Origin of the sequence: Pseudomonas sp. TWI923 (genome assembly GCF_039673365.1) — a bacterium.
GTDB lineage: Bacteria > Pseudomonadota > Gammaproteobacteria > Pseudomonadales > Pseudomonadaceae > Aquipseudomonas > Aquipseudomonas sichuanensis.
On the sequence record NZ_JBDJLM010000024.1, the window covers coordinates 51,263 to 67,099 of the forward strand.

The following is a 15,837-nucleotide window of genomic DNA, read 5'->3' on the forward strand; positions in this document are numbered from 1 at the left end:
ACGCCCCCAGCACAGCTAACTACGGGACAACTGAGGCCTGCAGAGCTTATTCTGCGGGCCCAACTCACCTGACAGGCACTTAAGGGAACACCGATGTCTGGCACCACCTGCTCCATCCTGGGAATAGTTTTCGAGTGTTTCCAACTCGACAAGAACGCTCCAAGGCTATTTGGCTTCCCCGAACTGATCAGTGGCCTGGCATTGACGATGCTTGCGTGGACCGTAGCGGACATTCGCTACAAGTTCAGGATCGAAACAGCGGCCTTGGACGTAACCCGACTTTCAATAGGTGCCATGTTTGCGCTTGGTTTCATGACGCTGCTGACAGACTACTGGCGTGCCTCTGGTGGATGGGTGCCGGTTGGCGATGTACTGAGCCATGAAGGCTGGCAGTTTATGCTAGGGCTACTATTCCTTCTCTTGCTCTTCAACTGGCTGGCACTTGCCTTGGTTGCACCACCCGCTTTCAACCCACGTAATGCTGCAAGGCTGACACATCATGTTGAAGAGCTCCTGCTTCGCGGCTCCACCTCTGAGCTAGCCATCGTCGCAGACGAACTCGTCAGGTCAGCACCCAACATAGTTCGACACGCCTCCGAGAATCCCGACGCACAGACATTTGGCAATACCGAACGGTGTGCGAACACCCTGCTATTCGCTATCGCCAGCCCTAGATTTTGCAATGCCGTTATCGAGTTCGCGCCCCAGTTGATTCCCGCCATATTCGAGGCAATGAGCCAACAACGAAAATACCGAATTTTCATCGGGATCTTTGCACAGAACATACTCGCCAGTGCCATCAACCACCGGAATTCCTTTGCGTATACCGAGCAGGATTTTCATCGCCATGGTCTCCTGGCCCTGAGGCGAACGATCACCACAGCGATGTTTGGAGATTCACATATTGTCAGGGCCGTCGACACGCTGCTTGACGTCTCCCCGTCAAAAAGCGCCCCTTGGGAGGTGGAACAGTGGCGCGCCTATTGCCATTGCCTCATTGAGGCGTTCGAGAGTCACTTGTCCGGCGCTAAGTCCGATCGCCCAAATACCTTGCGTCATGCCTACCGCAACCTGGAAATGGCATATGCCGATCTGTCCAGAGATCTCCAGTTGGAACATCTGAGCTTCCGCGACGACCTCTATAAACGATTGGAAACGATCAACGAACTGATAAAGAACATGGCCACGCTTGTTGAGCGGAAAAAAAGGGCCGGCGACCTTCAGGTTCTTCATGTTATTGATGATGTGACCGGGCTCATAAAGCGTCTGTTCAAAGCGGCGGCATCAGTACAAAAGCCCTATCGCGTAGCGACAAAAATCCAACGCGAACTACTGTGGGAAAACCTGCTGCATGCCAGTGAGTTCAGGAATTACATCGCAGAGCAAAGCGTGTACCCCAACGAGACCGGTAAGTACATACAGGACAACGTCCACCAGTGGTTACGCAGCTCGATAACCTCTTGCAAAGACCTGGACAGCTACCGTTTGCTCGGACTCTGCCTCGCCACACTCGGCTTCTACCCACCCGAAGAAGGAGACGAGTACGGTGCAACGTGGGGTGAGTTTCACAGGTGGTTGATTTGCTGGACCAAACAGAACATCGGCAGGCAGCTCAAGCATCACTCACGCATGCGCAACTACTGCTTTGTCGAAGGCATGACGTACGAAGAGCAGAATAATCGTTTGGTCCTCCAGTTACCGCCAACCGAGTTCGGACCGAGTGCGCCTATCTACCTTGATGTGAACCCGCCTGGCTGACAGGCATGCGGGCTTTCGAGCAATGCGCTTGAGGTGAGAGCAGACCGTCTGCAGGACGCGGCGCTTTCGCCACTTTCAAATTTCGTGCCCAGCCTACGGTGTCAATTCCGCTCACAATTCCTGCACAAGCGCAACGCGACGGCCTGAGGCCGCCGCGTTATTGCTTGCCTTTACTTTAGATCGAAACGGTCCAGCTCCATTACCTTGGACCAGGCCGCGACGAAGTCCTTGACGAACTTGTCCTGGCCATCGCTGCTGCCATACACCTCGCTCAAGGCGCGCAGCTGGGCATGTGAGCCGAACACCAGGTCAACCCGGCTGGCAGTCCATTTCACGGCGCCGGTCTTGCGATCACGGCCTTCGAAACGCTCGTTGTCCGCCGAGGTCGGCTTCCACTCCACGCCCATGTCCAGCAGGTTGCGGAAGAAGTCGTTGCTCAGCACCCCGGGCTTGTCGGTGAACACCCCGTCCTTGCTGCCGCCATGGTTGGCGCCGAGCACGCGCAGGCCGCCAATCAGCACGGTCAGTTCGGGCGCGGTGAGGGTCAGCAACTGGGCCTTGTCCAGCAGCAGTTTCTCGGCCTTGACGCTGTAGCGGTCCTTGCTGAAGTTACGGAAGCCATCGGCAAGCGGTTCGAGTACGGCGAACGACTCGACGTCGGTCTGCTCCTGCGAGGCATCCACACGCCCCGGGCGGAACGGCACGCTGATGCCGGAGGCTTTCTCCACGGCCGCATTGCCGGCCAGCACGATCAGGTCGGCCAGGGAGATCTTGTTGCCGCCCTCGCTGCGGATTTTCTCCAGCGCCGCAAGCACCTTGTCCACGCCCTGGTTGGCTTTCCAGTCCTTCTGCGGTGCCAGGCGCAGGCGCGCACCGTTGGCGCCACCGCGCTTGTCCGAACCACGGAAGGTCGAAGCCGAGGCCCAGGCGGCGGACACCAGTTCGCCGACGCTCAGCCCGGAAGCCAGCACCTTGGCCTTGAGCGCGGCGATATCGGCTTCGCTGGGCTGTGGGCCGGCCTTGGGCAGCGGGTCTTGCCACAGCAGCTCTTCGTTGGGCATCTCCGGGCCGAGGTAACGCGCCAGGGGGCCCATGTCGCGGTGGATCAGCTTGTACCAGGCGCGGGCGAAGGCGTCGGCGAGCTGGTCGGGGTTGTCCTTGAAGCGCCGGGCGATGGGTTCGTAGATCGGGTCGAAGCGCAGCGCAAGGTCGGAGGTGAGCATCGAGGGCGCGCGCCGTTTGGCGGGGTCGTGGGCATCCGGCACCGTGTTGGCGCCCTTGCCATCCTTCGGTCGCCATTGGTGGGCGCCGGCCGGGCTCTTGGTCAGTTCCCAGTCGAAGTTGAACAGGTTGTTCAGGTATTCGTTGCTCCACTGGGTCGGGGTGGAGGTCCAGGTCACTTCCAGGCCACTGGTAATGGTGTCGCCACCCTTGCCGGTGCCGAACTTGTTGCTCCAGCCCAGGCCTTGCAGTTCCAGCCCGGCGGCTTCCGGTTCAGGCCCGACATTGTCGGCGGGGCCGGCGCCATGGGTCTTGCCGAAGGCGTGGCCGCCGGCGATCAGCGCCACGGTTTCTTCATCGTTCATGGCCATGCGGCCGAAGGTCTCGCGGATATCCTTGCCGGAAGCGACCGGGTCGGGGTTGCCTTCCGGGCCTTCCGGGTTGACGTAGATCAGGCCCATCTGCACAGCCGCCAGCGGATTTTCCAGGTTGCGCTCGGCCGACAGGTCGCGATTCTGCTCCTCGCCATGCTTGGCCGGCTCGGCCACCAGGTCGCCCTGCCCTGGCGGCTGGGCCTTGACCTGTTCCTTGCCATAGCGGGTATCGCCCCCCAGCCAGACCTTTTCCGAACCCCAGTACACGTCTTCATCCGGCTCCCACACATCGGCGCGCCCGCCGGAGAAACCGAAGGTTTTAAAGCCCATGGATTCCAGGGCGACATTGCCGGTGAGCACGATCAGGTCGGCCCAGGAGATCTTGTTGCCGTACTTCTGCTTGATCGGCCACAGCAGGCGCCGGGCCTTGTCCAGGCTGACGTTGTCCGGCCAGCTGTTGAGCGGGGCGAAGCGTTGCTGGCCGGAGCCGGCGCCACCACGGCCATCGCCGATGCGGTAGGTGCCGGCGCTGTGCCAGGCCATGCGGATGAACAGCGGGCCATAGTGGCCGAAGTCGGCGGGCCACCAGTCCTGGGAGTCGGTCATCAAGGCGGTCAGGTCCCTTTTCAGGGCCTGGAAGTCGAGGCTCTTGAACGCCTTGGCGTAGTCGAAGTCCGGGTCGGGGCTGGACTTGGACGAGTGTTGATGGAGGATCCTGAGGTTGAGCTGGTCAGGCCACCAGTCTCGGTTGCTGGTGCCACCACCAGCGGTTTGATGGAACGGGCATTTCGATTCGTTCGACATCTGCTTCTACCTTTGGGTCGGGTCGTTTCAGATTCCGGGCGCGTTTCCAGACGCAATGCCAGGTGTTCGATCAGCCGAGCCAAGGGCTCGTGCCTACCCCTCATCAGGTGTGGTCGGTCTTCGCCGACATGGGCTCGCTGGGTGGCGTGAAGGCGCTGGCAAGGGGGTTGCCGACGGCCACGCGGGCACCCGCCGCGACGGCTTTTCGCGGGGCCACGGGAAAGACTAGCCGAGCTTGGGCAGAGGTCTAATAGAAGCGCTATTGAGGGCTGATAGCGTGGCTCTGTCAGGGCCGGTGGCGGGGCAAATCGGCGCATGCCAAGCGGCACGAACTGTGCTTGAATCTGCCATTTCCCCGCGCCCAAGGCCCTCCGAATGAATCGCAACGACCTGCGCCGCGTCGACATGAACCTGTTGGTGGTGTTCGAGGCATTGATGATCGAACGCAACCTCACCCGCGTCGGCGAAAAGCTGTTCATCACCCAGCCCACCGTCAGCGCCGCCCTCGCCCGCCTGCGCGACCTGTTCGACGACCAATTGCTGATTCGCAATGGCCGAGCCATGGAGCCCACGCCACGGGCCATGCAGATCTTCAATGAACTGGGCCCGGCGATGGACGTGATCTCGGCGGCGATCAGCCGGGCCAAGGCGTTCGACCCGGCCAACAGCTGCAACGTGTTCCGCCTGGGGCTGTCGGACGACGCCGAGTTCGGCCTGTTCCCGGCCTTGCTCGAAGCGCTGCGCGAGGAGGCGCCGCAGATCAGCGTGGTGGTACGCCGGGCCAATTTCCTGCTGATGCCGGGCCTGCTGGCCTCGGGCGAGATTTCGGTGGGGGTCAGCTACACCACCGACCTGCCGGCCAACGCCAAGCGCCGCAAACTGCGCGATATCGGCGTGCGGGTGCTGCGTGCCGACGATCGCCCCGGCCCCCTGACCTTGGACGAATATTGCGCGCGCCCCCATGTGATGGTGTCGTTCTCCGGCGACATGAGTGGCAACATCGACCTGGACCTGGCGCGCATCGGCCGCTGCCGCAAGGTGGTGCTGGCGGTACCGCAGTTCGGCAGCCTGCGCGCGCTGCTGCGCAACACCGAGATGATCGCCACGGTGCCTGACTACGCGGCCTGCGCCCTGGCCGACGACGGCAGGCTGCGCGCCGACCCGGCGCCGTTCGAGATCAGCGAGGCCGAACTGTCGATGGCCTGGAGCAGCGCCCACGACAACGACCCGGCCGAGCGCTGGCTGCGTGAGCGGATCCTGCAGTTCATGGGCCGCCCAAGCTGAACCATCAACTTCGTCGATAGCCACCATGCCTGCCATCAAGTTCCGTTGATGGCAGGCCGCCGGGAGAATGGCCCAATTCGCACATCGACAAGGCCTCCCCCATGAAAACCGGCATGATCGCTGCCCTGCTAGCCCTGCTCGCCACCCTCACCGGTTGTGCCAGCCCAGCCAACCAGCCCGGCGCGCAACCCTATGGGCATTTTTATTCAGCCACCGAGCTGTCCAGCGTCACCCTGGGCCACGGCCAGCACGTGGCCGTCCTGCTCGGGCGCAACGCCGCAGCAACGCTCGACTACCTGCAACGCCACCGCGACCAGGCCGTGTCGGGCACAGCCAAGGGCACGCCGGTGGCGACCCTGAGCGGTAGCCAGGCTTATGGCTGGCTGGCGCAGTCCCTGGCCCAGGAATTTGCCGAAGTGACCTTCTATGAAGACCTCGATACCCTGCTGGCCGACCGCCCGGACGTGATCGTGCTGCTCGATGCCCGGAGCAAACTGGCCAGCGCTGGTAGTGAAGATATCCAGGCCAGCGTGGTGGCACGGTTCTTCGATGGCCAACTGACCTATATCGGCCGGGCCGAAGGGGTGGCCCGCAAGCAGGCCGAGGGTGTGGACCTGGTGCGCCAACTGGATGAAGAGCGGGCGGTGCAGGCCGATGCGCTGAAGCAGTTCGATGCATCGCTCAAGGTGTTGTTGCGCGGGGCGGTGTGATCAGGTCAGCCAATAACCCACGTCAAATTGTCATGATTGCTTTCGCTCACTCCATAAGCACGACCACCAACATGAACCACGAGAATCCAACGATAAGCAGGGTTGAAGCTATATTCAGACGCTTCTTGAGCCGCCGCGGAAACTTTTCATAGTCGGTGATATCCAGCGCTCCTTTTCTGATGCAGTGATCAGGGCAGAAAATCATGCCAGCTATGCCACACACTAACGACATACGAGAATAAAATCCGTTGCGCCCCCATAAGTTTACTAGCCATGGAACTCCGGGGCTTTTCTCCAGCGATCTAAGGAGTGTCTGGAAATCACGCGAACATGCCAACTGGGCATGCAGGGCCACGCCCGAGAGCCCAATCAGAAGCGGTGTGATCATAAGCGCCATACCCCAACCGCTACGCCAAAACTCACTCATTCTCTATGTACTCGTAGATAACCTCACCAAGCATCTCCCCTCCTCTCATTCCACCCATGCTACCTGCCAGCGAGCCGGCGCCGACCATCACGAGACTGCACGCGGTGGCACTGACTGGCCCTAAACCCAGGCAGACAACCAGAGCACCACTCTTCCCGAGCGCACCGCCCAACACCCCTCCGCTGAGGCCGACCGCAAAACTCCCCGCCTCGGTAAAGCGAATCTTTTTGCAGGCCTCTGTCTCATTGGCACGACAGGCCTCCTTGATTTTCAGAAAAGATGATGCTCCGCCAATCACAATACCCGCACGCCCTCCATTTTTCAGGTAACGAGACAGTCTCGCCAGTTTATCCAGGTGTGTGGCGTACCCTGGAATAGCCCCTGGCGCACCCGCTTTGCTCCAGTGATGGATCAGACTTTTGCTGGATATGCCCAAGCCTCGCCGCAGGCTTTCATGGCTGCCCAAATCCATATGTTTGTTGAGGAAGCTCATCTTCAACTGCGCATCCAGTTGCTGGAAGAGTTTTTTGCGCTGATTGAAAAACGCCGGACTCTTCAAATGGCCGTGCTCGAGAAACTGCTGTTGATGCAGTTTTTCTATGTAACGCAAGGTGGCTTGCAATTCTTCGAGCGACTTGGTCATCATCGCTTGAGCAACGCCCATCGATAGGCTCACATCACTGAGCAAGCTTGCGATCTCAGCGTGATTACGCATCATGAAGTTCGCTTGGTCATGGCCCAAATCGGCCAATGCCTCCCGTGCCCGCTCGGCCGCTGCCATCAAATGGGCCTCTTCGCGGGTACAGGCATGCCCGTTACTCGGGTCGCCGATCACGAATATCTCGCCCGCTTTGAAACCTTGATTGAAGGTCGGATTCAACCGCTGCAGACGGGCCACGGGCACTGACCCATGCTTGTCGAACAGCTTCATGAGCAGTTGAGGGAACGAAGTGCCGTGCTGCACGATATGAAAGCCGGGCTCCAGTCCATCAGGAACCGTTGAGACAGCATGGGCCGCCACGTTACTCATGGGGTGTCGAGGCTGATGTGCGGACGCCATGTGCGGGCTAGCTGCAACGGTTCGTGGTGACGGAACTGTATGTGCAGCAACCCTTTGGTCCAAGGGGGCGAGGACATGGTTACTGCCTGGCGTACACCCGCATTCCACTGGGGTGCCGTCGACTGCGGCGGGGATGCCATCCTGACACCAGCGTGATTCGCCGTCGATGATCTTGCCTTCCTTGCCGCACCGTGGGCAAGGGGTAGTTTTGTCGCCTTCGAGCAGCCAACGGCGACCATAGGTGGTGCCCCGGGCTTGGGTGGCAAGGCAAGTGGCGCCGGTGCTGGTGAGGTCTCCGTCCAGACCCTGGCCTTTGCCGAGGATGTTCATGCGCTGACTCATGGTGCTGCGTCCTTGGGAATGAAAGCCCGCACGCTAGCAACATGAAGTGGTCTATTCTCGGCCGCCGATTAGCTTGAGAAAGGTCCTACGAAACTTAGAGATTTGGATGGCAAATATCACTAGATGCGATCTCAAGTAGTGCATACCAGCAGCTTAGGGGCCTGCTCATTCAAACCGCTGACGACTCGGTATTGATCTGAGGTCTAGGCCCCTGGCCTATCGAATCTTGCTCTTGTCAGCGCATCACAACAGCCTGCAAACCTGACCACAACCGCTGCACATGCTCGCGCTCGGTCGGCAGCGCGCCCACCGACACCCGCACCATCCAGCGGCCGTTCAGGGTGGCCGGGGTGACATAGGCATCGCCCGATGCGTTCAACCGGTCGGCCCAGCCACGGGTATGCGCATCCAGTGCGTCGCCCGCCAGCCCCGCCGGGCAGTGGCGGATGCACAGGGTCTGCAATTGCACCGGCGCCAGCAGTTCCCATTCAGCCGAGGCTTCGACCTGTTCCGCTAGCCAGCGGGCATTGTCCAGGTCGCGGCGCAGGCGTTGCTGCAGGGCCTCGACGCCTTCGCTGCGCAGCATGAACCACAGCTTCAGCGCGCGGAACCGGCGGCCCAACGGGATGCCCCAGTCGCGCAGGTTCTTCACCTCGCCATCGACCGCCGACTGCAGGTAGCTGGGGTTGGTGCTCATCACCCGGATCAGGTGCTGCGGGTCACGGACATAGTAGATGGAGCAGTCGAAGGCCACGCCCAGCCACTTGTGCGCGTTGACCACCACCGAGTCGGCCAGCTCGATGCCGTCCCACATCCAGCGGCATTCGGGGAGGATCATCGCCGAGCCGGCCATGGCCGAGTCGACATGCAGCCACAGGCCTTGGGCCTGGGCGATCTCGCCGATCGGGCGCAGTGGGTCGAGCGCGGTGGTGGTGGTGGTGCCGGTGGTGGCGACCACGGCACAGGGCTGGTTGCCGGCAGCAATGTCCTTTTCGATGGCCTCGCGCAGCGCCTCCGGGCGCATGGCGAACTGCTCGTCGGTGGCGATCAGGCGAATGTTGTCGCGGCCGAAACCGGCCAGCAGCGCGGCCTTGTCCACCGAACTGTGGGCGTGGGCGCTGACGTAGACGATCAGCGGTTTGGCCTGGGCCTGCAGGCCGCCGCGCACCTGGGCATGGTCGGTGGCGCGCTCGCGGGCGCAGATCAACGCCACCAGGGTGCTGGTGGAGGCGGTGTCCTGGATCACCCCGCTCCACTGGCTGGACAGTCCCAGCAGCTGGCGCAACCAGTCCAGGGTGGTCTCTTCCAGCTCGCTCAGGGCTGGGCTGGACTGCCAGGACAGGCCGAGCACGCCCAGGCCGGTACTGAGGAAGTCACCCAGCACCGACGACAGGGTGCCGTTGGAGGGGAAGTAGCCGTAGAAGTCCGGGTGCTGCCAATGGGACAGGCCGGGCATCAGCAGTTGGTCGACGTCCTTGAGGATGGCGGCGAAGGGCTCGGCCTGCTGCGGTGCGGTAGCCGGCAAGGCGGCTTTGAGGTAGCCGGGCTCGACCTGGGCCATCACCGGGCGTTCGGCCACGGTCTGGCGGTAGTCGGCGATCAGGTCGATCAGTTGGTGGCCGTGTTGGCGGAATTGTTCGGGGGTCACAGGCGGGCTCCTTGGCTGCTGGCTTTGGCTGCCTGTTCCGGCCTCATCGCTGGCAAGCCAGCTCCCACAGGTATTGGCTCGAGCCTTGTGGGAGCTGGCTTGCCAGCGATAAGGCCGGCGCAGACAACACAATGCCGACCAGTCTAGGCCGCCATGGCCTCACGAATAACCCCGCTTCGCGCATAGCTCCTATGGCAAAGGCGCATGCCCGCCCTGCACGCCGAACTGCGACTGGCGCCAGAGCTCGAACACCCGGTTACGCAGCCAGCGGTGCTCGGCCGAGGCCTGCAGGCGCTGGTGCCACACCACCCAGTAGCGCTGGGTATGCTCGACGAAGCCCAAGGGCCGCCAGGCCAGGCCATGCAGGCGGGCCAGCTGGCGGGCGATATGCTCGGGCACCGTGGCCAGCGCCTGGCCGTTGCCGATCACCGGCACCATGGCACTGAAGAACGGCACCTCCAGGCTGATCCGCCGCTGCAAGCCCTGGGCCCGCAGGTGGCGGTCGATGAAGCTGTCCTTGTCGCCGCCGCCGGACACCCGCACGTGCTTGCAGGCCAGGTAGTCGTCCTGGCTCAGTACGGCCTGCGCGGTGAGCGGGTGATCATGGCGCATCAGGCACACCGCGCGGTCCTCGCCGAGCAGGCGGCCGTGAAGGTTGGGCGGCGATTCGTCGAACAGCGTGGTGGCCAGGTCGATCTCGCCACTGGCGAGCAAGGCGTACTGCCCGGCCTGCCAGGTGCGGTATTCCAGCGACACCCCCGGCGCCTCCTGCTCGAGCGCCGCCACCAACTGCGGCAGCATGTGTTCGGCCACGTAGTCCGAGGCCGCCAGGCAGAAGCGTCGCTCGCAGCGGGCCGGGTCGAAGGCCGCCGGTTGGCGCAGGGCATTGAGTTCTTCGAGCACCTGACGCAGCGGCTCCACCAGCGCCTCGGCGTGCTCGCTGAGCACGTAGCCACGGCCCTGGCGCACCAGCAGCGGGTCGTCGAAGGCTTCGCGCAGGTGCGCCAACTGGCGGCTCAGTGCGGGCTGGCTGCAGCCCAGGCGCTCGGCGGCATGGCTGAGGTTTTTCAGCTGCAAGAGGCAGTCGAGGGTGCGCAGGTGGGCGAGGCTGAGGGAGGCGAAGGTGGGGTGCATCGGGGTTCGGCTCCGGGTCGCGGCGAGGGCGTTGCCCTCGTATCGCGACACAAGGCCGCTCCTACAGGAAATCGTGGACTCCTGTAGGAGCGGCCTTGTGTCGCGAATGGGCCGCAAAGCGGCCCCAGTTTTACAGATCAGTCAGTCAGGCCGACATAGACGTTCTGCACGTCTTCGTTCTCGTCGATCGCTTCGAGGAACGCTTCGACCTCGGCCAGCGCTTCGGCGCTCAGGCTGGCGGCGCTTACCGGGTTCTTCGGGGTGTAGCCGATCTTCGCCGAAGTGACGGTGAAACCGTGCTCAGGCAGGGCCTTTTGCACGGCGTCGAGGTCGGTGGTGTCGGTGATGAACAGGGTCGAACCCTCTTCCTCACCGTCCTCGAAGTCCTGGGCGCCGGCTTCGATGGCCGCCATTTCCGGGTCGGCGTCGCCTTCCGGGGTGGCCTCGATCAGGCCGACGTGGTTGAAGTCCCAGGCCACCGAGCCGCTGGCACCGAGTTGGCCCTTGCGGAACAGCACGCGGATCTGGGCCACGGTACGGTTGACGTTGTCGGTCAGGCACTCGACGATCAACGGCACCTGGTGCGGGGCGAAGCCTTCGTAGCTGACCGCATGGTACTGCACGGCCTCGCCGTCCAGGCCGGCGCCTTTCTTGATCGCGCGCTCCAGGGTCTCACGGGTCATCGAGGCTTTCTTGGCCTGGACGATGGCCAGGCGCAGGCGCGGGTTCATGTCCGGGTCGGCGCCGGATTTGGCGGCGATCTGGATCTCCTTGGCCAGCTTGCCCATGATCTTGCCCTTGGCGTTGGCCGCGGTCTCTCTATGCTTGGCTTTCCACTGTGCGCCCATTTCAACTCTCTTGTTTCAAGGGCCGGTTCAGGAAGCGACCGGCCAAAAGTGGGGAGAGTTTATACGCCCAAACGCTGTGGATCGACAAGAAATCGCATCTGCTTCTTCGCGGGTAAACCCGCTCCCACAGTACCTGCGAAAGGCCCTAATCTGCATTAGCCTTTGTCGGCCTTGCCCGCCGCCGCCGCGAATTTGGCCAGCCGTACATCCAGCCGCCGCGGCCTGGCGCCGCGGTCCTCGGCGTGCTCTTTGCGCCGGATGGCATTGCGCACCATCAGCGAGCCCAGGTAGCGAATCGGCTCCGGCGGGAACTGCCCCAGCGGCCCCTTGATCAACGGCGAGCGGGTCCAGGGGTTGTCCAGGCCCAGGGCCAGGGACGACAGTATCTGCCCGCCCATGTGGCACGGCCCTACCCCGCTGCCCGAATAGCCGAAGCCATAGAACACGTTGCCCTGCCCATCGAGCCGGCCAAAGAACGGCAGGCCGGTGACAGAGCGGTCGGAAGGCCCGTTCCAGCTCGCCGCCAGCGGCACCTCGGCCAGGGCCGGGAAGAAATCGGCCAGGCTCTCGCGCAACAGCGGCTGGTACGGCGATGGCTGGTCGAACACCGGCAACATGCGCCCGCCATAGGCGAAGGTATTGCCGCCCTTGCCAAGCATCAGCCGACCATCGGAAGTGTTGTGGTAGTAGTGCACGAAGATTCGCGAGTCGAGCACGCAGACGCCGCTGTCCAGGCCGATCTGACGCAACAGATCCGGGCACGGCTCGGTGATCACCATGTCGCTGGAAATGATCGCCACGCTGCGCTCGAACTGCGGGAAGGCCCGGGCCATCCAGGCGTTGAGGCCCAGTACCACACGGTCAGCACGGATGGTGCCGGTGCGAGTACGCACCTGCGCCGGGGCCCCGTGCTCCAGCCCGGTCATCGCCGTGCCCTCGTGGATGCGCACGCCGCGCTGCAGGGCGACCCGGCGCAAGCCGCGCACCAACCGCCCGGGCTGCACGGTGGCGGCGGCCGGTGAGTACCAGCCCTCCAGGTGGCGCTCGGAGCCCGCCAGGCGCTGCAACTGCGCAAGCTCAAGGCGCTGGAACGAGTTGATACCGCGCCGTTCCAGCGCCGCGATCACCGCGTCGGTGCCACCGACCTGGGCCGGGTTGGTGGCGGTGTACAGGGTGCCGTCCATGCGGAAATCGCAGCGGATGCCGTTGTCGGCGCAGAACGCGCCGATGGCCGCGATGCTGCGTTCCGACTCGCTGACCAGGCGCACCGCCTCCTGCCCCCCGAACAGACGCTCCAGGGTGAAGTACTTGGCTGACCAGGACAGCGCACAACCACCATTGCGCCCGCTGGCCCCGGCACCGCAGATATCCGCCTCGATCAGCAGCACATCCAGCTGCGGCGCCTGTTCCTTGATCATCAACGCGGTCCACAGCCCGGTGTAGCCGCCGCCGACGATGCACACATCGCAGCGTGCGTCGCCCTGCAAGGGGGGGCATGGGGCCTCGTCTTCCTGGTCCAGCGCCTGTTGCAGCCAGAACGGTCTCATCGCTTTGCTTTCCTTCAAGTACGCAGTGGCTTGATCGCCATGCTGGTGTTGGGGGCCACGTCATTGGCCGCAGTGGTGCTGGCCGGGCGGCTGTTCCAGTGCGGGATCAGCACCAGGGCGGAGAACAGCGCGGTGCCGGCGAAGACGATGAACACCGTGACGCTGTCGAAATACCCCGGCAGCAGGCCGCCGAGCACCGCGCCCACCGAACCGCAGCCGTTGACGAAGCCTGCGGCGGTGGCGCCGGCCTTGGCCGTACCGAAGTCGATGGCCGCCGCGCCGCTGATCATCGAGTCGGGGCCATACAGGGTCAGGCCCATGACGAACAGCAAGGCCACCACCAGCACCACGCTGCCGCTGTGCATGGCCGCCATGAAGCCGGCCAGGGCCATGGTCAGCAGCAGCAGGCTGATCACGCAGGCCGGCATGCGCCGGGCACCGAACAACTTGTCCGAGGCCAGGCCGATGATGATCGGGCCAAGCAACCCGGCCAGCTCGAAGGCGGTGGGGATGATCGCCGCGCCGATCTTGCCCACCGAGGGCATCTGTTCGAAGACGATCACCGGGCCCCACAGCAGGATGGCGTAGCGCGCCGGCTTCAACATGAAGTAGGCCAGGCCCAGGGTGAGCACCGTGCGGTTGCGCAGGATCTCCCGCAGCGGCGCCCAGACGCTGCACAGGTTGCCCCCCGGCGCCATGCTTTGCGGCTCTGGCTCAACCGCCGGCAGGCCGACGTCTTCGGGCTTGTTGCGCTGGAAGATGAAGAACAGCACGGCCACCAGAGCCACCACCACGGCGCTGGAGAAGAATGCCGCGTGCCAGGTACCGACCAGGGTGTAGGCCCACCAGCCGGCGAACGGCGAAGCCACCAGGCCGCCGAAGGCGTAGCACGAGCTCCACAACCCCAGCACCCGCCCGCGCTGGGAGGCCGGGAAGAAGCTGCCGATGTTCTTGCACAGCCCGGCCCAGCCGGTGGACTGGGCCAGGCCCTGGATCAGCATGCAGGTGGCGAAGATCGGGAAGGTCGCGTAGCTGCCCATCACCACCGCCGCGGCTGCCGAGATCAGCAGCCCGCCGAGCACCACCACGCGCGGGCCGAAACGGTCGGCGAGCATGCCCCAGGTGAACTGACCCACGGCGTAGGCAGCCAGGTAGATGGCGTCGAGGTTGGCCATGGCGGCCTTGTCGAGCATGAAAGTCGGGTCTTCGCCGATGCCGAGCTTGGCCACCGAGAAGGCTTTGCGGGTGAAGTAGAAGGCGGCGTAAGCCAGCCAGGTGATCGCGAAGATCTGCATGCGCCAACGCTTGATGGCGCCCAGGGATTGATTCATTTGACTCTGACCTCTTGCGTGAGTGTGCCGGCAGAATGTGAAGAAACGCCTGTCTTGTTGTTGTGGTGCGCACTGCGTGACGGAGGGACGTCACTTGGTCAGATGGCGGCAGCGGTCTGGCGTGACCGGGGCGAGGCCATGGCCCGGCGGCACCGCTTGTGGCGATGGCGTCGGGTTGAAACACATGGAAACAGCTGCTGACTGATAAATAAAATCGATTTATCGTATTTCACTCATAAGCCCAGCTTGTAAGCGGAGTGCTCGATGTCGGTTTCCCACGCTCAACTCAAAGCCTTTCATGCGGTCGCCGAACAAGGCAGCTTCACCCGCGCGGCGCAGAAGCTGTTCCTGACCCAGCCGGCGGTGTCCGACCAGGTGCGCAAGCTGGAGGAGCGTTACGGTGTGCTGCTGTTCCAGCGCAACAAGCGTTCGGTGCAGTTGACCGACCTGGGCGAGCGCCTGCTGGGGGTGACCCAGCGGCTGTTCGCCTGCGAGGCCGAGGCCGTTGAGTTGCTGCAGGACTCGCGCGCCCTGCACACCGGCAGCCTGACGCTGGCGGTGGATGCGCCGGTGCATGTGCTGCCGCAGATCGCCCGGTTCTGCCAGCGCTACCCGGGGATCCAGGTGAAGATCGAGACGGGCAATACCGATGAGTCGCTGGCCCGGCTGTTCAGCTACCAGGCTGACCTGGCCCTGTTGGGGCGCGATGTCGACGATGAGCGTCTGTTTTGCGTGCCGATGCGGCGTGACCCGATGGTGGCGTTCGTGTCGCACCAGCATCCATGGGCCAGCCGGGGGTCGATCAGCCTGGCGGACTTGGATGACACGCCGTTGGTGCTGCGTGAGCCTGGGTCGGTGACGCGGCAGACGCTGGAGGAGGAAATGCAGCGGGCGGGGTTGCGGATTCGTTCGGCAATCCAGGTGGAGGGGCGTGAGGCGGCGCGGGAGGCGGTGGTGGTGGGGATTGGGGTTGGGGTGGTTTCGGCGGCGGAGTTTGGGGCTGATGCGCGGGTGTGTGCGTTGCCGATTGTCGATTGTCAGCGGCATTTGACGGAGACGCTGGTGTGTTTGAGCGAGCAGCGGACTCGGCGGGTGGTGGCGACGTTTTTGGAGATGGTGCGGGAGGGGGGGTGAGGTTTTTGGCTTCGGCTTCGGCTTCGGCTTCGGCTTCGGCTTCGGCCTTCAGAGTGTATGTTTTGATAGATGTATGCGCATTCGGCGGCGATGTCGACTTTTAGTCGGGACTGTCAGTTTTTTTGTGTTCGGGCCGGTAATGGCCTGCCGCTAGGCAGGCCCTGATTTTCACCAGGTCGGCCTGATGAACCGATCTCCGTACAAAATCGCAAATT

The 15,837-nt window shown here is 63.3% G+C and carries 12 protein-coding genes; 4 read left to right on the forward strand and 8 right to left on the reverse strand.

The features are described 5' to 3' along the window. The first annotated feature begins 93 nt into the window (after positions 1-93). Positions 94-1,758: a hypothetical protein gene (locus tag ABE459_RS12135; RefSeq protein ID WP_323831157.1), complete on the forward strand. Its 1,665-nt coding sequence runs from the start codon at positions 94-96 to the stop codon at positions 1,756-1,758. 170 nt (positions 1,759-1,928) lie between these two features. Here ABE459_RS12135 and katG read toward each other — a convergent pair whose 3' ends face one another. Then, positions 1,929-4,157 (reverse strand): catalase/peroxidase HPI, encoded by a 2,229-nt coding sequence (gene katG, locus ABE459_RS12140; RefSeq protein ID WP_323831158.1) that lies wholly within the window; start codon positions 4,155-4,157, stop codon positions 1,929-1,931. Between the two features lie 375 nt (positions 4,158-4,532). On the opposite strand from katG, the gene ABE459_RS12145 reads away from it, so the two are divergent. Beyond that, entirely contained in the window at positions 4,533-5,441 is a 909-nt protein-coding gene (locus tag ABE459_RS12145; RefSeq protein WP_322359135.1) for a LysR family transcriptional regulator, read from the forward strand. A 101-nt stretch (positions 5,442-5,542) separates the two neighbouring features. Beyond that, positions 5,543-6,151, forward strand: coding sequence for an ATPase (locus ABE459_RS12150; protein ID WP_323831159.1), 609 nt, complete (start codon positions 5,543-5,545; stop codon positions 6,149-6,151). A gap of 46 nt (positions 6,152-6,197) precedes the next feature. Here the strand turns inward: ABE459_RS12150 and ABE459_RS12155 are convergent, their stop codons facing one another. The 7 genes from ABE459_RS12155 to ABE459_RS12185 form a co-directional block, all read right to left on the reverse strand. Continuing rightward, a complete protein-coding gene (locus ABE459_RS12155) occupies positions 6,198-6,578 on the reverse strand; it encodes a hypothetical protein (RefSeq protein WP_258706274.1) in 381 nt (126 codons plus the stop codon). Then, positions 6,571-7,980 carry a PAAR domain-containing protein gene (locus tag ABE459_RS12160; RefSeq protein ID WP_323831160.1) on the reverse strand — a complete coding sequence of 470 codons (1,410 nt, stop codon included), beginning with the start codon at positions 7,978-7,980 and terminating at the stop codon, positions 6,571-6,573. The genes ABE459_RS12155 and ABE459_RS12160 overlap by 8 nt, the downstream gene beginning before the upstream one ends. A 235-nt stretch (positions 7,981-8,215) precedes the next feature. Beyond that, on the reverse strand, positions 8,216-9,628 hold the full coding sequence (locus ABE459_RS12165) for a DOPA decarboxylase (protein ID WP_323831161.1): 1,413 nt from the start codon (positions 9,626-9,628) through the stop codon (positions 8,216-8,218). 189 nt (positions 9,629-9,817) lie between these two features. Continuing rightward, entirely contained in the window at positions 9,818-10,762 is a 945-nt protein-coding gene (locus ABE459_RS12170; RefSeq protein ID WP_125463666.1) for a LysR family transcriptional regulator, read from the reverse strand. A gap of 137 nt (positions 10,763-10,899) precedes the next feature. Further along, positions 10,900-11,610, reverse strand: a complete 711-nt coding sequence (locus tag ABE459_RS12175) for a YebC/PmpR family DNA-binding transcriptional regulator (RefSeq protein WP_023631852.1) — start codon at positions 11,608-11,610, stop codon at positions 10,900-10,902. 155 nt (positions 11,611-11,765) lie between these two features. Then, positions 11,766-13,157, reverse strand: coding sequence for an FAD-dependent oxidoreductase (locus ABE459_RS12180; RefSeq protein WP_323831162.1), 1,392 nt, complete (start codon positions 13,155-13,157; stop codon positions 11,766-11,768). A gap of 14 nt (positions 13,158-13,171) precedes the next feature. Beyond that, positions 13,172-14,488 (reverse strand): MFS transporter, encoded by a 1,317-nt coding sequence (locus ABE459_RS12185; RefSeq protein ID WP_323831163.1) that lies wholly within the window; start codon positions 14,486-14,488, stop codon positions 13,172-13,174. Positions 14,489-14,752: 264 nt separating this feature from the next. Here ABE459_RS12185 and ABE459_RS12190 point away from each other — a divergent pair, with 264 nt between their 5' ends. Then, the gene (locus ABE459_RS12190) at positions 14,753-15,622 is read left to right on the forward strand and encodes a LysR substrate-binding domain-containing protein (protein ID WP_110995178.1); all 870 of its coding nucleotides are present in this window, start codon (positions 14,753-14,755) and stop codon (positions 15,620-15,622) included. Positions 15,623-15,837: the final 215 nt, after the last annotated feature.